Source organism: Pseudomonas sp. TSO6, from assembly GCF_056098905.1.
The window spans coordinates 156,896-173,474 of record NZ_JBLZWV010000069.1 but is presented as its reverse complement, the minus strand read 5'-3'; the positions used below and the strand labels follow the sequence as shown (position 1 = coordinate 173,474).

The 16,579-nt window shown below is 64.7% G+C and carries 15 protein-coding genes; 7 read left to right on the top strand and 8 right to left on the bottom strand.

Annotated features, from left to right (window positions below):
- Positions 1 to 6: 6 nt before the first annotated feature.
- From pyrR to gshB, 5 genes are all read right to left on the bottom strand, one after another.
- Complete coding sequence (pyrR, locus tag ACN6NG_RS27665) at positions 7 to 525, bottom strand: bifunctional pyr operon transcriptional regulator/uracil phosphoribosyltransferase PyrR (protein ID WP_403008447.1); 519 nt, start codon at positions 523 to 525, stop codon at positions 7 to 9.
- A 49-nt stretch (positions 526 to 574) separates the two neighbouring features.
- Positions 575 to 1,000, bottom strand: a complete 426-nt coding sequence (gene ruvX / locus ACN6NG_RS27660) for a Holliday junction resolvase RuvX (protein ID WP_016489546.1) — start codon at positions 998 to 1,000, stop codon at positions 575 to 577.
- Positions 1,000 to 1,569: a YqgE/AlgH family protein gene (locus tag ACN6NG_RS27655; RefSeq protein ID WP_132845165.1), complete on the bottom strand. Its 570-nt coding sequence runs from the start codon at positions 1,567 to 1,569 to the stop codon at positions 1,000 to 1,002. The genes ruvX and ACN6NG_RS27655 overlap by 1 nt, the downstream gene beginning before the upstream one ends.
- A 178-nt stretch (positions 1,570 to 1,747) precedes the next feature.
- Complete coding sequence (locus ACN6NG_RS27650) at positions 1,748 to 2,653, bottom strand: energy transducer TonB (protein WP_016489544.1); 906 nt, start codon at positions 2,651 to 2,653, stop codon at positions 1,748 to 1,750.
- A gap of 91 nt (positions 2,654 to 2,744) precedes the next feature.
- Positions 2,745 to 3,698: a glutathione synthase gene (gene gshB / locus ACN6NG_RS27645; protein WP_063423350.1), complete on the bottom strand. Its 954-nt coding sequence runs from the start codon at positions 3,696 to 3,698 to the stop codon at positions 2,745 to 2,747.
- A 154-nt stretch (positions 3,699 to 3,852) separates the two neighbouring features.
- On the opposite strand from gshB, the gene ACN6NG_RS27640 reads away from it, so the two are divergent.
- The 7 genes from ACN6NG_RS27640 to trhA all read left to right on the top strand — a co-directional run bounded on the left by ACN6NG_RS27640 (position 3,853) and on the right by trhA (position 13,579).
- Positions 3,853 to 4,254: a response regulator gene (locus tag ACN6NG_RS27640; RefSeq protein WP_474317215.1), complete on the top strand. Its 402-nt coding sequence runs from the start codon at positions 3,853 to 3,855 to the stop codon at positions 4,252 to 4,254.
- A 47-nt stretch (positions 4,255 to 4,301) separates the two neighbouring features.
- Entirely contained in the window at positions 4,302 to 4,667 is a 366-nt protein-coding gene (gene pilH / locus ACN6NG_RS27635) for a twitching motility response regulator PilH (protein WP_016489541.1), read from the top strand.
- Positions 4,664 to 5,218, top strand: coding sequence for a chemotaxis protein CheW (locus tag ACN6NG_RS27630; RefSeq protein ID WP_019471556.1), 555 nt, complete (start codon positions 4,664 to 4,666; stop codon positions 5,216 to 5,218). Before pilH ends, ACN6NG_RS27630 begins: the two co-directional genes overlap by 4 nt.
- 47 nt (positions 5,219 to 5,265) lie before the next feature.
- Positions 5,266 to 7,290, top strand: a complete 2,025-nt coding sequence (locus ACN6NG_RS27625; protein WP_224372594.1) for a methyl-accepting chemotaxis protein — start codon at positions 5,266 to 5,268, stop codon at positions 7,288 to 7,290.
- 23 nt (positions 7,291 to 7,313) lie between these two features.
- Positions 7,314 to 12,257, top strand: a complete 4,944-nt coding sequence (locus ACN6NG_RS27620) for a hybrid sensor histidine kinase/response regulator (protein WP_474317211.1) — start codon at positions 7,314 to 7,316, stop codon at positions 12,255 to 12,257.
- A complete protein-coding gene (locus ACN6NG_RS27615) occupies positions 12,250 to 12,723 on the top strand; it encodes a chemotaxis protein CheW (protein WP_016489537.1) in 474 nt (157 codons plus the stop codon). The genes ACN6NG_RS27620 and ACN6NG_RS27615 overlap by 8 nt, the downstream gene beginning before the upstream one ends.
- 238 nt (positions 12,724 to 12,961) lie before the next feature.
- On the top strand, positions 12,962 to 13,579 hold the full coding sequence (gene trhA / locus ACN6NG_RS27610; RefSeq protein WP_474317207.1) for a PAQR family membrane homeostasis protein TrhA: 618 nt from the start codon (positions 12,962 to 12,964) through the stop codon (positions 13,577 to 13,579).
- Here trhA and ACN6NG_RS27605 read toward each other — a convergent pair whose 3' ends face one another.
- The 3 genes from ACN6NG_RS27605 to ACN6NG_RS27595 all read right to left on the bottom strand — a co-directional run bounded on the left by ACN6NG_RS27605 (position 13,580) and on the right by ACN6NG_RS27595 (position 16,433).
- Positions 13,580 to 14,299 (bottom strand): 16S rRNA (uracil(1498)-N(3))-methyltransferase, encoded by a 720-nt coding sequence (locus tag ACN6NG_RS27605; protein ID WP_353456415.1) that lies wholly within the window; start codon positions 14,297 to 14,299, stop codon positions 13,580 to 13,582. It abuts the gene before it with no gap.
- A 156-nt stretch (positions 14,300 to 14,455) separates the two neighbouring features.
- Positions 14,456 to 15,862 carry an adenosylmethionine--8-amino-7-oxononanoate transaminase gene (locus ACN6NG_RS27600; RefSeq protein WP_063423355.1) on the bottom strand — a complete coding sequence of 469 codons (1,407 nt, stop codon included), beginning with the start codon at positions 15,860 to 15,862 and terminating at the stop codon, positions 14,456 to 14,458.
- Between the two features lie 79 nt (positions 15,863 to 15,941).
- Complete coding sequence (locus ACN6NG_RS27595) at positions 15,942 to 16,433, bottom strand: hypothetical protein (RefSeq protein WP_474317302.1); 492 nt, start codon at positions 16,431 to 16,433, stop codon at positions 15,942 to 15,944.
- Between the last annotated feature and the right edge of the window lie 146 nt (positions 16,434 to 16,579).

Sequence of the window (16,579 nt, the reverse complement as noted above, 5' to 3'; positions counted from 1 at the left end):
GGACTCTTAAAGGGCGGAAGCGGAGGCGAGGTCCTGGCGCTCGAGGGCGAGCGGTGCGGGTCCGGTCAATTTTACCCGTTCATGGGCAGCCAGCGACAGGGTGGCACCGAGCACATTCGGACGGATCGGCAATTCGCCGGCATCCAGGTCCAGCAAGCAGACCAGGGTGACGCTGGCCGGGCGGCCGTAATCGAACAGTTCGTTGAGCGCCGCGCGAATGGTGCGACCGCTCATCAGCACGTCATCTACCAGCACCAGGTGCTGGCCCTCGACCTCGAACGGCAGCTCGGAGGGGCGCACTTGTGGGTGCAGGCCGTTCTGGCTGAAGTCGTCGCGGTAGAACGAGACGTCCAGGGTACCCATGGGGCTGGCGTCGCCCATGGCTTCCTGCAGGGCCTGGGCAACCCAGACACCACCGGTGCGGATACCGATGTAACGGGGCTCGGTGATTGCCCGGCGCGCCAGGTGGGCACGAAGGTCGACAGCCATCTGCCGAATCAGGTCGGCGGGATTGGGTAGGCTCATTGCGGGCTCCTCGGAAGGGTGCGCCGGGCGGGCCCGGCGGCAAAGATGATCAGGTATTGGCCTCCAGCCAGCCTTGCAGCAACAGGGCGGCGGCGATGGCATCCACCGGGTTGTCGCGGTAGCTGCCACGCTGGCCGCCACGGGCCATGCGCTCGCCTTTGGCTTCGAAGGTGGTCAGGCGTTCGTCGTGGGTGTGCACGGGCAGGTTGAAGCGGCCGTTCAGGCGGCGGGCGAATTTTTCGGCGCGGGCGCTCATTTCGCTGGGGGTGCCGTCCATGTTCAACGGCAGGCCAACGACAATGGCATCGGGTTTCCACTCATTGATGAGCTTTTCCACCTGAGCCCAGTCCGGCACGCCGTTCTGCGCCTTCAGGGTGCACAGTTCGCGGGCCTGGCCGGTGATTACCTGGCCGACGGCCACGCCGATCTGTTTGCTGCCGTAGTCGAAACCCAGCAAGAGGCGTAGTTCAGCCATCAGGCGTGGCCCGCCTGGCTGGTCAGCAGGTGCAGGTTGATGCCCAGGCTGGCGGCCGCTGCTTCCAGGCGCAGGTCGCTGGCCCGGTCAAAGATGATTTCCGGGTCGAACGGGCAGTTGAGCCAGGCGTTGTCGGCCAGCTCCGCTTCCAGTTGGCCCGCTTCCCAACCGGCATAACCCAGTGTGATCAGGCTCTGTTTCGGGCCTACCCCGGCGGCAATCGCCAGCAACACATCCTGCGATGTGCTCAGGGACAGCCCTTCCAGGGCCACGGTGGCCTGGAAGCTGCATTCGCTGCTGTGCAGCACGAAGCCTCGGTCGGTCTGCACCGGGCCACCCTGGTAGATCGGCACCTGCAAGGTGCTGGCCGGCGGCGTTTCGTCCGGGCGCAACTGCTCGAGGATGTCGGCCAGGCTCAATTCCTGCGGCCGGTTGACCACCAGGCCCATGGCGCCATGCTCATTGTGTTCGACAATGTACGTGAGGGTCTGGGCGAAGTTCGGATCGGCCATGTGCGGCATGGCAATCAGGAACTGGTGCTTGAGGTAGCTCGGGGCGAGGGTTTTCATGGGGGATAGTGTGGCGCCAGGTGGCGAGGCTGACAAGGTGCTCGACAGGCCGGATTCGGGACCGCTTCGCGTTCCATCGCCGGCAAGCCAGCTCCCACAGGCACTGCACATGGCTTGAGACCGATGCGGTCGGTGTGGGAGCTGGCTTGCCGGCGATGGGCCGCGAAGCGGCCCTGAGTCAGTTACTGGACAAACGGTCCCCACGGGCAAAGCGCCAGGTGCGGATGATCTCCAGCCGGTCAAACTCGGCCAGATCCCCGGTAAACGGTGCAAACGGCGCTGCCAGCCGCACGATGCGTTGCGCCGCCTGGTCCAGCACCTGCTGCCCGGACGATTCCAGTACCAGCACTTCGTACAGCGAACCGTCGCGGTTGATCGACACCATCATCCGCAAATTGCCGTAAATCTGTTGCCGACGCGCTTCGTCGGGGTAGTTCAGGTTGCCGACCCGCTCGACCTTCTTGCGCCACTCTTCCTTGTACCAGGCGCCCTTGTCGCGCATGGTCGACGCGGCATTCAGGCGATGGATGCGCGGGCGCTTGGCGTACATCTGCTGCTCGTTGGAGAGCTCCGCCTCCAGGCTGGCGATCTGGCTGGACAGCTGCGAGCTGTCGAAGTCGGGCGCTGGCGCCGCCGGCTTGGGCTGGGCCTTGCTTTCCTTGGGCTTGGGTTCGACCTTCTGCGGCTTGGGCGCAGTCGTCACTACCGCCGACTTTTGTGGGGTAGGGGGTGGTACCACCTCGGGCCTGGCGGCGGGTGGCGGGGTGATCTTGTTGATCTTGCTGTCCTGGAACGGCGCCAGTTCGGTGGTGGTGGGCACCGCTTTCTTGTCCAGCGTGCCGCTGCCCTGCTGGTTTTCCTGAGCCTGGAAATCGGCCTTCTCGGGCGCTTTCTCGCTCTTGAAGGTGGCCAGGGTGATGTCCATGGTGTGGCGGATTTCGGCAGGCTTGACCACGGTGAAGCCGACGCCAAGAATCAGCGCCAGGTGCACCAGGGCAGCCAGGAACAGGGTAAAGCCGAGCCGGTCCACCGGGCGAACACGGGGCGGCAGCAGGTCGGAGGGGATGTCAGCGGGCAGCGTCATCAGGTATCCAGCAACTGCTGGGCGGGGCAGCAGCTCAGTCGAATAGGACCGGCATCATACCCCACTCTGCGGCTTTGCTTCGCGTTGGCTGTCAGCGCGCCTTGAGCTGGCGATCAATGGCATCCATCAACTTGCCACCGATATCGGTGTTGTAGGCAGCATCGATCTCGCGGATGCAGGTGGGGCTGGTGACGTTGATTTCGGTGAGGTAGTCGCCGATCACGTCCAGGCCCACGAACAACAGGCCCTTCTCGCGCAGGGTCGGGCCGACCTGGGCGGCAATCCAGCGGTCGCGCTCGGTCAGCGGGCGCGCTTCGCCACGCCCGCCAGCGGCCAGGTTGCCACGGGTTTCGCCGCTGGCCGGAATACGCGCCAGGCAGTAGTCCACTGGCTCGCCGTCGATCATCAGGATGCGTTTGTCGCCGTCCTTGATCGCTGGCAGGTAAGCCTGGGCCATGATCTGCTGGGTGCCCAGTGCGGTCAGGGTTTCGAGGATCACCGACAGGTTGGGGTCGCCGGCGCGGTGACGGAAGATCGACGTACCGCCCATGCCATCCAGCGGCTTGAGGATCACGTCAACATGCTTGGCCGCGAATTCGCGAATGATGTCCGGGCGGCGGCTGACCAGGGTTGGGGTGGTGCACTGCGGGAATAGCGTGGCGAACATCTTTTCGTTGCAGTCGCGCAGGCTCTGCGGGCGGTTGACCACCAGCACGCCATCATTCTCGGCCTGCTCCAGCAGGTAGGTGCTGTAGACGAACTCCATGTCGAAGGGTGGATCCTTGCGCATCAGGATCACGTCCAGCTCGGCCAGCGGGCTGTCTTGCTCCTCGCCCAGCTCGAACCAGTGCGCCGGGTCGGCAAACACCTTCAGCGGGCGCATGCGGGCGCGGGCCTTGCTTTCGCCCTGGTACAGATCTTGCTGTTCCATGTAGAACAGGCTCCAGCCGCGGGCCTGCGCGGCCAGCAGCATGGCCAGCGAACTGTCCTTCTTGTAGGAGATGGACGCGATGGGGTCCATGACAATGCCGAGGCGAACGCTCATGGGGTGGTTCCTCTTGGCGGCAGGTGGCCGCGATGGATCGAAAGAAAAGTGGCTCAGGGTGGCGCCGCGAACGCCGCCGGTCAAGGGGCGGCGCAGATGGAATGGCCACCCGGAGTATGCTAAAAGTGCAGCTAATTTCCATTGGTAGGCGTCTATGGAACAACCCCTGAAGGTGATGGTGATCGACGATTCGCGCACGATCCGCCGCACCGCCCAGATGTTGCTCGGTGAAGCAGGCTGCGAGGTGATCACCGCCAGTGATGGCTTCGATGCCTTGGCCAAGATCGTCGACCACCGGCCCAGTATCATCTTTGTCGATGTGCTGATGCCGCGCCTGGACGGCTACCAGACCTGCGCCGTGATCAAGCACAACAGTGCTTTCAAGGACACCCCGGTGATCCTGCTGTCGTCGCGCGATGGCCTGTTCGACAAGGCCCGCGGCCGGGTGGTCGGCTCTGATCAGTTCCTGACCAAACCGTTCAGCAAGGAAGAGCTGCTCGACGCGATCCGCGCCCACGTGCCCGGGTTTACCGCGCCTCCACAACACGCACCCTGACCGCGCCCCGCCATGGCACGGCCTTACTTTCCTGATGGGGAAACAGCATGGCCCGAGTTCTGATTGTCGACGACTCGCCGACAGAGATGTACAAATTGGCCGGATGGCTTGAAAAGCACGGTCATGAGGTGCTCAAAGCCAGCAACGGTGCCGATGGCGTGGCGCTGGCGCGTCAGGCAAAGCCCGATGCGGTGTTGATGGATATCGTCATGCCTGTTCTCAACGGCTTCCAGGCGACTCGGCAATTGAGCAAGGACCCCGAGACCAGCGCCATTCCAGTATTGGTCGTTACCACCAAAGACCAGGAAACCGATCGCATCTGGGCAAAGCGCCAGGGCGCGAGGGGTTTCGTGACCAAGCCCGTGGAAGAAGACGACCTGATCGCCAAGCTCAAAGAAGTGCTAGGCGCTTGACCACCCGCCCGCAAGGCGCGTCGCTGACCGCCTTCGAGCTGTTGCTGGACATTGACCGGCGCTGTCGCTTGCTGGTCGCCGACCAACCGCCGCAAGACAACCGCCTGCAACAGTGGAGCGGTATCGGTTTTCGCATTGCCGGGCAGTGGTTTGTCGCGCCCATGGGCGAGGTGGCCGAGGTGCTGCGTGAACCGCGCAGCAGCCGCGTCCCTGGTGTGCAGCCATGGGTGTGCGGGGTCGCCAACCTGCGCGGCCGGTTGTTGCCGGTGATGGACCTCAGCTGCTTTTTCGGCTTGGGCCACGTTGCCCCGGGCAAGCAACGGCGGGTGCTGGTGCTGGACCACGAGGCGCTGTTCGTCGGCCTGCTGGTGGACGAGGTACTGGGCCTGCAGCACTTTGACCTGGACAGCCTGCAGCTGTCGCCGCCGCAGCCACTGATCCGCGCCGCTGCACGTTTTGTGCAGGGGCATTTCCCGCGTGAACGCAACTGGGCGATCTTCAGCCCCTTCGCCCTTGCCCAGGCGCCGGGCTTTCTCGATGTGGCGTTATAGGACCTGCGAACGTGAACAAGCCTGCCACCTCCGTCACCGCAACCACCGTGAGCCCGCGTACCCGCAGCATCGCGCAGATTACCGTGCTGTTCCTGATTCTGATCTTGTCGATCATCCTGCTGTTTGCCAACTTCGCGTACCTGAACACCCAATCCAACTACGACAAGCAGTACATCGGCCATGCCGGCGAACTGCGGGTGTTGTCGCAACGCATCGCCAAGAACGCCACCGAAGCGGCCACCGGCAAGGCCCTGGCATTCAAGCTGCTATCGGATGCTCGCAACGATTTTGAACGGCGCTGGGGCTACCTGCGCCAGGGCGACAAGTCCACCGGCCTGCCGCCGGCGCCGCCCACGGTGCGTGACGAGATGGAATCGGTACGCCGCGACTGGGAAAACCTGCGCAAGAACACCGACACCATCCTGGCCAGCGAGCAGACCGTGCTGTCGCTGCACCAGGTGGCGGCGACGCTGGCCGAAACTGTGCCGCAGTTGCAGGTGGAATACGAGAAAGTGGTCGAGATCCTGCTGCAAAGCGGCGCCCCGGCCAACCAGGTAGCGGTGGCCCAGCGCCAGCTGTTGCTGGCCGAGCGCATTCTTGGTTCGGTCAACACTGTGCTGGCCGGTGACGATGCCGCAGCCCAGGCGGCCGACGCCTTTGGCCGCGATGCCGGGCGCTTTGGCCAAGTGCTGGAGGGCATGCTTAGCGGTAACGCGGCAATCCAGATAACCCGCGTCGAAGACGCCGACGCCCGCGCGCGGCTGGCGGAAATCGCCGAACTGTTCCAGTTCGTCGCCGGTTCTGTGGATGAAATCCTCGAAACCTCGCCCGAACTGTTCCGCGTGCGCGAAGCTGCCGGCAACATCTTCAGCCTGTCGCAAACCCTGCTCGACGAAGCGTCGCACCTGGCCAACGGTTTCGAGAACCTGGCCGGCGGGCGCACCCTCGATACTGTGGGCGGCTATGCCCTGGGCGTGCTGGCGCTGGCCTCGATCATTCTCATCGGCCTGGTCATGGTGCGCACCACCAACCGCCAGCTGCGCGAAACGGCGGAAAAGAACGAACGCAACCAGCAGGCGATCATGCGCCTGCTCGACGAAATCGAAGAGCTGGCCGATGGCGACCTGACCGTGACCGTATCGGTAACCGAAGACTTTACCGGCGCCATTGCCGACTCGATCAACTATTCCGTGGACCAGCTGCGCGACCTTGTGGCCACCATCAATCACAGCGCCGTGCAGGTGGCCGCGGCCGTGCAGGACACGCAAAACACCGCTCGCCAGCTGGCCAAGGCGTCCGAGCACCAGGCCGAGCAGATCAGCGAGGCCTCCGAGGCAGTCGGCGACATGGTCGAGTCGATCGACCGGGTGTCCGCGCATGCCTACGAATCGGCCAAGGTAGCCGAACGCTCGGTGGCCATCGCCAACAAGGGTAACGAGGTGGTGCACAACACCATCAATGGCATGGACAACATTCGCGAGCAGATCCAGGACACCGCCAAGCGGATCAAGCGCCTGGGTGAGTCTTCCCAGGAAATCGGCGACATCGTCAGCCTGATCGACGACATTGCCGACCAGACCAACATCCTTGCCCTCAACGCCGCGATCCAGGCCTCGCTGGCCGGTGAGGCCGGCCGTGGTTTTGCCGTGGTCGCCGACGAGGTGCAGCGCCTGGCCGAACGCTCGTCATCGGCTACCCGCCAGATCGAGGCGCTGGTGCGCACCATCCAGGCCGATACCAACGAGGCGGTAATCTCCATGGAGCAGACCACCGCCGAGGTGGTGCGCGGCGCCCGCCTGGCCCAGGATGCCGGGGTGGCGCTAGCCGAGATCGAAGGGGTATCGCAGAACCTGGCCGACCTTATCCACAGCATCTCCGACGCTGCCCAGCTGCAAACCTCGTCGGCCGGGCAGATCTCCCACACCATGGCGGTCATCCAGCAGATTACCGCGCAGACCTCCGCCGGCTCCGGTGCCACTGCCGACAGCATTCGCCACCTGGCCCGCATGGCCAGCGAGATGCGCCGTTCGGTGTCCGGTTTCACCCTGCCACCACCTGCCGAGCCCAAGTGAGGCACCGCGCCGAGGAAGTGACCATGGCATCTGCTGCTGTAAGCCCCGAGCGCCACGATACGGTGGCGCTGGCCTGGACCAAGGCTGCCATCCTCGACTGCCTGGGCCAGGCGCGCCAAGCGCTGGAGCGTTTTGCCGGCGAGCCCGGCGACCTGTCGATATTGGCCTTCGTGGTCGACAACCTGCACCAGGTGCACGGCTGCCTGCGCATGCTCGAACTGCGAGGTGCGACGCGCCTGGCCGAAGAGCTGGAACTGTTCGCCAAGGCTCTGGCCGACGGCCAGGTGAGCCCGCGGGGTGATTGCCTGGGTGCGTTGTTCCGCGGCCTGGAGCAATTGCCCTCATACCTTGAGCGCTTGCGCGGTGCGCGCCACGACCTGCCCTTGGTGATGCTGCCGCTGCTCAACCAGCTGCGCGCCTGCCGTGGCATCGAGCCGCTGGCCCAGGCCAGCCTGATCAGCGGTGCTGCGCAGCGCTTTGCCGGCTCCGACGACCTGGCCAACCTCGACCTGTCGCTGGGCAACTGGCGCGATCAATTACAGGCCGGGCCAGGCCGCGATGCCCTGCGGTCGGTGGTGACCGCGCTGTGCGACGACCTGATGCGCATAAAGGAGCGCCTCGACCAGTTCGTGCGCAGCGACCGTCAGCACAGCGAGCAGCTCGATGCCCTGCTGGCGCCGCTGCGCCACGTAGCCGACACCCTGGCTGTGCTGGGCTTCCAGCAACCACGGCGGGTGATCATCGACCAGGTGCTGGCGCTGCAGGCCCTGGCCCAGGGCGAACGGGCGGTAGACGACGCGGTGTTGATGGATGTAGCGGGCGCCCTCTTGTATGTGGAAGCCTCCCTGAACGGCATGGTCGGCCCGCTGGAGGAAAACGGCCAAGGCGGGCTGCCAGGTTCGGACCTGGCCGAGATACGCCAGTTGGTGCTGAACGAATCGCTGAACGTATTGCAGCAGGGCAAAGACCTGATCGGCGATTACCTGGAGTCCGACTGGCCCCGGCAGCGCCTGCAACCCTTGCCAGGGCTGTTGCAGCAGGTTCGCGGGGCGTTGGCCATGTTGATGCTGCCCGCCGTGGCCGAGCTGATCGCCGGCTGCGCAAGCTATGTGCAGCGTTGGTTGCAGCACCTTGAGGATGAGCCACCCGCTGACGAGCTGACCCACCTGGCCGAGGCCCTGAGCGCCGCTGAGTGCTACCTGCAGTGGCGGGTGGCCGACTCGCTGGCGGATGGCCAGCCGTTCATCGACATGGCGCGCGCCAGCCTGGCGGCGTTGGGCGTGCACTGTGCGCAGGCGGACGCCCGCGCGGGCCTGGATGCCGAGGGGGATGGGATTGATGACGAGCTGCGCGAGGTGTTCCTCGAAGAAGCGGGCGAGTTGCTGCCGGAAATCGAGCGCCACTGGTTGCGCTGGCGTGCCGACAACCAGCAGCGCGGAGCACTGGGGGAAGTGCGCCGCGCGCTGCATACACTCAAGGGCAGTGGACGCATGGTGCATGCCGAAGCGGTGGCCGAACTGGCCTGGGGCGCCGAGCACCTGCTGAACCGGGTGCTGGAGGGCCGCAGTGTGCTCAGCCCTGAAGGCGTGGTGGCCCTGCAACAGGTGTTCGTCCATCTGCCCGATCTGCTGGCCGACTTTGCCGCCGGCCAGCTGCCGCAACTGACCGAAATCGAACAACTGGCGGGGCACCTGCATGCCTTGGCTGAAAACGACGCACCCGCGGCGGCCCATATCGATGGCCTCGATCCGCAGTTGCTGGATATCTTCCGCAGTGAGGCGCTGGGCCATCTGGCCAGCCTCGATGCCTTCCTGCAGGGCGCCGACGGCCATGACACGCCGGTCAGCGATGGCCTGCAACGTGCCCTGCACACGCTCAAAGGCAGTGCCGCCATGGCCGGGGTGATGCCGGTCGCCGAGCTGGCCACCGCCTTCGACCGCCTGGCCCGTGAATACAAGGGCCATCAACTGCCCCTGCAAATGGCCGAGATCGAATGGCTGGAAGCCGCGCGCTCGCTGTTCCATCTGGGCCTGGCGCAACTGGATAGCACGCCGCTGGCAGCCATCCCTGGCGCAGCGGAGCTGATCGAAACAGTTGGCCAGGCAGTAGATAACCGCCTGGCCAGCGTGCATGACGACCCGCAGCATGCCCGGCGCAGCAAGCGCGACCCCCAGTTGGTGGCCACTTTCCTCGCCCAGGCCATGGACATTCTGCTCGATGCCGAGTCGTTGCTGTCGCGCTGGCAGCAACAGCCTGGCCAGCGTGACGCACTGGATACACTGCTCGACCAGATGACCACCCTGGGCCACGCCGCGCACCTGGCCGACCTGTGGCAGATGGATGAGGTGTGCGAGGCCTTGCTGGACCTGTATGGCGCGGTAGAAGAGGGCAGCCTGCCCGCCGATGCACGCTTTTTCGCCCAGGCGCAGCGTGCCCATGAAGCCCTGCTGGACATGCTCGACGAAGTGGCGGCCGGGCAGGATATCGCGTCACGGCCAGAGCTTGTCGACAGCCTGCGCAACCTGCTGGACCAGGCCCTGGCACCGGATGCCACCGGCCTGGTGGGCATCGACACGGTCACCCCGCTGCACCCGGACATGGACCTGACGGATACCCTGGGGCTGTCGCATACCCCTTTGCAGCCAGAGGTGGCCGAGCCACTGCCTGAAGAGCCGGAAAGCCCCGGCGAAGAGCTGCTGGAAGTGTTCCTCGAAGAAAGCTCGGACATCGTCGAGAGCGCTGCCGCAGCCCTGGCGCGCTGGCAGGCCGACCCGCGCAGCAGCGTCGAGGTGGACAACCTGATGCGCGACCTGCACACCCTCAAGGGCGTGGCGCGCATGGTCGAAATTGCCCCGATCGGAGATTTGGCGCACGAACTGGAGTTTCTCTACGAGCTGCTGGCGGCCGGGCGTTTGCCGCCGAGCCCGCCACTGTTCGCGTTGCTGCAGAACTGCCATGACCGCCTGGCGCACATGCTTGATGCCGTGCGCCTGGGGCAGCCATTGCATGCTGCCACGGCGCTGATCGACTATATCCGTAACTTCAGCAGCGCAGCCCTGACCGACAGTGCAGCTGGCCAAGGGCCGGTCGAAGCCGCCACCAGCGAGGTGCCGGCGACAGCGCCAGAGCGGGCGCCAGGCGACATGGTCAAGGTTGACGCCGAGTTGCTCGATGACCTGGGCAACCTGGCCGGCGAACACTCGATCATCCGTGGGCGCATCGAGCAGCAGGTCAACGATGCGCAGTTCACCCTCAACGAGATGGAAACCACCCTGGAGCGCATGCGCGACCAGTTGCTGCGCCTGGACATCGAGACCCAGGGGCGGATCTCCAGCCGCCAGCCGTTCGAAAGCGATGCCTATGATGACTTCGACCCCCTGGAAATGGACCGCCACTCGCAGTTGCAGCAACTGTCGCGGGCCTTGTTCGAGTCTGCCTCGGACTTGCTCGACCTGAAGGAAACCCTGGCCCAGCGTGCCCAGGAGGCCTACGGCCTGCTGCAGCAGCAGGCGCGGGTGAACAGCCAGTTGCAGGAAGGCCTGACCGCCACCCTGATGGTGCCCTTCGAACGCCTGGTGCCACGCCTGCAGCGTGTGGTGCGGCAGGTGGCCAGTGAGCTGGGCAAGCAGGTGGAACTGGTGGTCGGCAACGCCGAAGGCGAACTGGACCGTAGTGTGCTCGAACGCATGGTGGCGCCGCTGGAGCACATGCTGCGCAACGCAGTCGACCATGGCCTGGAAAGCCGCGAAGCGCGCCTGGCCGCTGGCAAGCCGGAGCAGGGCACCATCCATTTGAATTTGCTGCACGAAGGCGCCGATATCGTTATCGAAATGATTGACGACGGTGCCGGTGTACCCCTGGATGCGGTGCGGCGCAAGGCCATCAAGCGCGGCCTGCTGGACCCGCAGGCGGACTTGAGCGATCACGAGATCCTGCAATTCATCCTGCGCCCGGGTTTTTCCACCGCCGAGAAGATCACCCAGATATCCGGGCGCGGCCTGGGCATGGACGTGGTGCACGAGGAGGTCAAGCAGCTGGGTGGCTCCATGAGCATCGAGTCGGCCCAGGGCAAGGGCGCGCGCTTCTTGATCCGCTTGCCGTTCACCGTATCGATCAACCGTGTGCTGATGGTGCACTTGGGCGAAGAGCAATACGCCATCCCGCTCAACACCATCGAGGGCATTGTCCGCGTACCGCCGGCAGAGCTGGCGGCGTGTTATCAGCTGGACACGCCCCGCTATGTCTACGCCGGCCACGAATACGAGCTGCGCTACCTGGGCGAGTTGCTGCAAGGCCTGCCGCGCCCCGCACTGCTGGGGCAGAGCGTGCCGTTGCCGGTGCTGCTGGTGCATTCCAAGGAGCAGTCGTTCGCCATCCAGGCCGACAGCCTGTCGCCCAGCCGCGAGATCGTGGTTAAAAGCCTGGGGCCACAGTTTGCTGCGGTTGCCGGGTTGTCGGGGGCGACGTTGCTGGGCGATGGCCGGGTCGTGCTGATTCTCGACCTGCTTGGCCAGTTGCGCGGCCAGCAGCGGCGCCTGGCCCGCTTGCCCGGCGGTGGCACCCAGCGCCAGTTGCTCGGCCCGGCGCCGCGGCGGGCGTTGCTGGTGATGGTGGTGGATGACTCGGTGACCGTGCGCAAAGTCACCAGCCGCCTGCTGGAGCGCCACGGCATGAGTGTGCTCACGGCCAAGGACGGGGTCGATGCCATGGCCCTGCTGGCAGAGCACCGCCCCGACGTGTTGCTGCTGGACATTGAAATGCCACGCATGGACGGCTTCGAGGTGGCCACGCGCATTCGCCGTGACGAGCGTCTGAAGGACCTGCCGATCATCATGATCACTTCGCGCACCGGGCAGAAGCACCGCGACCGTGCCATGGCCATCGGCGTCAACGAATACCTGGGCAAGCCGTATCAGGAGTCGCTGCTGTTGCAGAGCATTGCCCACTGGAGCCAAACCCATGCTTGAACTGATTTCCGGCCAGCGCAGCAGCCTGACCGGGCTGTTGCTGCCGTTGGGTGACCGTACCCTGGTGTTGCCCAACGTGGCGGTGGCCGAGCTGAGCGGCCAGCGTAACCTGGTGTGCCAGCCCGGCGACCCCGCCTGGCACCTGGGCTGGATCGACTGGCGCCAACAGCGCCTGCCGCTGATCGGCTTCGAGGCGGCGTGCGGTGGTGAAACACCGTGCGGTGAGCGGGCCCGGGTGGTGGTGCTCAATGCACTGGGTGATACCGGCCTGCGCTACCTGGCGCTGTTGCTGCAAGACATACCGCGCTCGTGCAAGCTCGACAGCCAGCTGAACTACGTGGATGTGGCGCTGGGCAGGCTGGAGCTGGCGGCGGTGCAGGTGGGCGAGCAGGTGGCTCGGGTACCAGACCTGGTTGCCTTGGAAAGGCTGGTGCGTGACGCGGATCTGCAACCTGACCTTGGGTAGGATGTAAGGCACAGGGCGTAGTCGTCTGGATGTGGGAATCGGGCTACCGCAACACCCTGTAGGAGCAGCCTTGTGCTGCGAAGAGGCCGGTAAGGCTGAAGGTCATCTTCGGCTGCTATGGCCTCTTCGCAGCACAAGGCTGCTCCTACAGGGCTTGTGTTTACCTTGAAATCGACACCGGGTGAGGCCATCAGCATCACATCAGGAACCCAGCCCACCTGAAGAGGTCTGTGTTTGCATGTATTACGGTGAACGTTTCAACGCCTGGACCCACCTGGTCGGTGCTGTCCTGGCCTGTATCGGTGCCATCTGGCTGATCGTGGTCGCGGGCCTGCAAGGCGACCCGTGGAAGATCGTCAGTTTCTCCATCTACGGCGGCACGCTGCTGTTGCTGTACAGCATCTCCACCCTGTACCACAGCACCCGCGGGCGGGCGAAGGTGATCATGCGCAAGCTCGATCACCTGTCGATCTACCTGCTGATCGCCGGTAGCTACACGCCATTCTGTCTCGTCAGCCTGCGTGGCCCCTGGGGCTGGAGCCTGTTCGGCGTGGTCTGGGGGCTGGCGGTGATCGGCATGTTGCAAGAGATCAAGCCGCGCTCCGAGGCGCGGGTCCTGTCGATCATCATTTATGCCGTGATGGGCTGGATCGTGCTGGTGGCAGTGAAGCCGTTGCTGCACTCGCTGGGCAGCGCCGGCTTTGCCTGGTTGGCCGCCGGCGGGGTGTTCTACACCGTGGGCATCATCTTCTTCGCGCTCGACAGCCGTTTGCGCCACGCGCACGGCATCTGGCACCTGTTCGTGATTACCGGCAGCCTGCTGCACTTCGTGGCGGTGTCGTTCTACGTGCTCTAGTTAAAAATCGCCCCACAATTGCTGTGCCACCGACAGCGCCACCACTGGCGCAGTCTCGGTGCGCAGCACCCGTGGGCCGAGGCGGGCGGCATGGAAGCCGGACGCTTTGGCCTGCTCGACTTCATTGTCGCTCAGCCCGCCTTCGGGGCCGATCAGAAAGGCCAGGGTCGCAGGTTTGTCGTGGCTGGTAAGCGGCTCGGCCACCGGGTGCAGGACCAATTTCAGGTCTGCCTTGGTGCTGCCCAGCCATTCGGTCAGGGTCACGGGTGGGTGGATGAGCGGCAAGGTGGAGCGGCCGCATTGTTCGCAGGCGCTGATCGCCACCTGGCGCCAGTGGGCCAGGCGCTTGTCGGCGCGCTCGTCTTTCAGGCGCACTTCGCAGCGCTCGCTGACGATCGGGGTGATTTCGTTGGCGCCAAGCTCGGTGGCTTTCTGGATCGCCCAGTCCATGCGCTCGCCACGGGACAGGCCCTGGCCGAGGTGCACGTGCAACGGTGAATCGGCCTGGCCGGCGAGGGCCCGGTCGAGGCTGACGCGTACGGTTTTCTTGCCCACTTCAAGCAACTGGCCGAGGTATTCCTGGCCGCTGCCGTCGAACAGCTGCACGGCGTCGCCGGGGGCCATGCGCAGTACGCGGCCGATGTAGTGGGCCTGGGCTTCGGGCAGGTCGTGCTCGCCAAGGCTCAGGGGGGCGTCGATGAAGAAGCGGGACAGTCTCATGGTAAGGCTCTGATTGATAGGTGCGTCCGATGGCCCTGGGGGCTGCTTTGCAGCCCTTTCGCGACACAAGGCCGCTCCCACATTCTAACGGCGTGCGCTGTGCCATTGTGGGAGCGGCCTTGAGTCGCGATCGAGGGCGAAGCCCTCGCAGCGATATCAGCCAGGGTCGCGGAAGTCGGGGTGGAAGTTGGCCGCTACGGCGACACTGACGCTGTCGCGGGTGGCGATGTCGATGCCTTCGCTGGCAACTTCTGCAAGGAAGTCGATTTGCTCCGGGGTGATCACGTACGGCGGCAGGAAGTACACCACGCTGCCCAGCGGCCGCAGCAGGGCGCCGCGGGTCAGGGCGTGTTCGAACACCTTCAGGCCACGTCGCTCCTGCCAGGGGTAGGCCACCTTGCCAGCTTTGTCCTTGACCATCTCGATGGCCAGGGCCATGCCGGTCTGGCGGATTTCGGCAACGTGTGCATGATCGGCCAGGTGCGCAGTGGCAGTGGCCATGCGCGTGGCCAGGGCCTTGTTGGCCTCGATCACGTTGTCCTGTTCGAAGATGTCCAGCGTCGCCAGCGCCGCAGCGCACGCCAGCGGGTTGCCAGTGTAGCTGTGCGAGTGCAGGAACGCGCGCAGGGTCGGGTAGTCGTCATAGAACGCCTGGTAGACCTTGTCGGTGGTCAGGCAGGCGGCCAGCGGCAGGTATCCACCAGTCAGGGCCTTGGACAGGCACAGGAAATCTGGCCGGATGCCGGCCTGTTCGCAGGCGAACATCGTGCCGGTACGGCCAAAGCCCACGGCAATTTCATCGTGGATCAGGTGCACGTCGTAGCGGTCGCAGGCCTCGCGCAGCAGCTTGAGGTACACCGGGTGGTACATGCGCATGCCGCCGGCACCCTGGATCAGCGGCTCGACGATCACGGCGCTGATCGAGGCGTGGTGCTCGGCCAGGGTCTGCTCCATGGCGGCGAACATGTTGCGAGAGTGCTCTTCCCAGCTCATGCCCTCTGGGCGCAGGTAGCAGTCGGGGCTGGGCACCTTGATCGTGTCCAGCAGCAACGCCTTGTAGGTTTCGGTGAACAGCGGCACATCACCTACCGACATCGCGGCGATGGTTTCGCCGTGGTAGCTGTTGGTCAGGGTAACGAAGCGCTTCTTGTCCGGTTTGCCGACGTTCTGCCAGTAGTGGAAGCTCATCTTCAGCGCCACTTCGATGCAGGACGAGCCGTTGTCGGCGTAGAACACCCGGTCGAGACCGGCCGGAGTCATGGCCACCAGGCGTTCGGACAGCTCGATGACCGGCTGATGGCTGAAACCGGCCAGGATCACGTGCTCCAGTTGATCGACCTGGTCCTTGATGCGCTGGTTGATGCGCGGGTTGGCGTGGCCGAACACATTGACCCACCAGCTGCTCACCGCGTCCAGGTAGCGTTTGCCTTCGAAGTCCTCCAGCCACACGCCTTCGCCGCGCTTGATCGGGATCAGCGGCAGCTGCTCGTGGTCTTTCATCTGGGTGCAGGGGTGCCACAGGACCTTGAGGTCGCGTTGCATCCACTGATCATTGAGGCCCATGGGCACTTCTCCTGGCTTTGCGGCGTGGTTCGACCGCGTAAGCCTAAGCAATGCCGCAAGGCAGGACAACCGCTGCCTTTCACTGGCGGTGGGTGCCGGTCCATTCGAGCCGCCGGATGTGTACGGTACCGGCCTGTGAAGTGGAGATGGTCAGGCGCCGGAACGGGCCGTCGATCACCTGGTGGTAGGGGTTCGTGGCGATGGGGCCAGAGCGCAGGTCGCGAAACCCGCTGCCTTCCACGGTGAGCCAGTAGAAGTTGCGCGGTATCGGGGTGGCCAGGTCGCAATCTACTCTTTCAGCATCGAATAGCATGTGCAGGTCGTCGCAGAGAAAATCGCTGACCACGTAGTATTCCAGGCGCAGGCACTCGACTTCTTGGGCGAACACGATTGCCACGTCGCTGTGTTCCCCGATGACCAGCTCGGTACTGTCTTCACCCTTGAACGCTTCATGGAAGCCGATCAATGAGGTGCTGTTGGAGCGGATACTCAGGCCGGAGGCTGTATGAAGTGTCTGCTTGTGCCATAGAAACTGCCGTTCGACGTGTTGGAAGTGCTCCTCGAAGATCATGCGCATGCCCTCCTGGTGGGGCTTCTGGCTATCTTGACCAGCTTCGCTTGCCGCCGTGTGACGTGGCTACTGGCAAAAATGTCAGTTGCCAAAAGGACTTGATGTCACTGCGCTGGCAGGGTGGTCGGACCTGACGTATTCTTAAC

Excerpts from the sequence above, each read along its gene's own strand:
- pilH (WP_016489541.1), top strand. The coding sequence starts at position 4,302 with ATGGCCCGAGTTCTGATTGTCGACGACTCGCCGACAGAGATGTACAAA.
- trhA (WP_474317207.1), top strand. The coding sequence starts at position 12,962 with ATGTATTACGGTGAACGTTTCAACGCCTGGACCCACCTGGTCGGTGCT.
- ACN6NG_RS27595 (WP_474317302.1), bottom strand. The coding sequence starts at position 16,433 with ATGATCTTCGAGGAGCACTTCCAACACGTCGAACGGCAGTTTCTATGG.
- ruvX (WP_016489546.1), bottom strand. The coding sequence starts at position 1,000 with ATGGCTGAACTACGCCTCTTGCTGGGTTTCGACTACGGCAGCAAACAG.
- ACN6NG_RS27620 (WP_474317211.1), top strand. The coding sequence starts at position 7,314 with ATGGCATCTGCTGCTGTAAGCCCCGAGCGCCACGATACGGTGGCGCTG.
- pyrR (WP_403008447.1), bottom strand. The coding sequence starts at position 525 with ATGAGCCTACCCAATCCCGCCGACCTGATTCGGCAGATGGCTGTCGAC.
- ACN6NG_RS27600 (WP_063423355.1), bottom strand. The coding sequence starts at position 15,862 with ATGGGCCTCAATGATCAGTGGATGCAACGCGACCTCAAGGTCCTGTGG.
- ACN6NG_RS27615 (WP_016489537.1), top strand. The coding sequence starts at position 12,250 with ATGCTTGAACTGATTTCCGGCCAGCGCAGCAGCCTGACCGGGCTGTTG.
- ACN6NG_RS27655 (WP_132845165.1), bottom strand. The coding sequence starts at position 1,569 with ATGAAAACCCTCGCCCCGAGCTACCTCAAGCACCAGTTCCTGATTGCC.
- gshB (WP_063423350.1), bottom strand. The coding sequence starts at position 3,698 with ATGAGCGTTCGCCTCGGCATTGTCATGGACCCCATCGCGTCCATCTCC.
- ACN6NG_RS27640 (WP_474317215.1), top strand. The coding sequence starts at position 3,853 with ATGGAACAACCCCTGAAGGTGATGGTGATCGACGATTCGCGCACGATC.
- ACN6NG_RS27605 (WP_353456415.1), bottom strand. The coding sequence starts at position 14,299 with ATGAGACTGTCCCGCTTCTTCATCGACGCCCCCCTGAGCCTTGGCGAG.
- ACN6NG_RS27650 (WP_016489544.1), bottom strand. The coding sequence starts at position 2,653 with ATGACGCTGCCCGCTGACATCCCCTCCGACCTGCTGCCGCCCCGTGTT.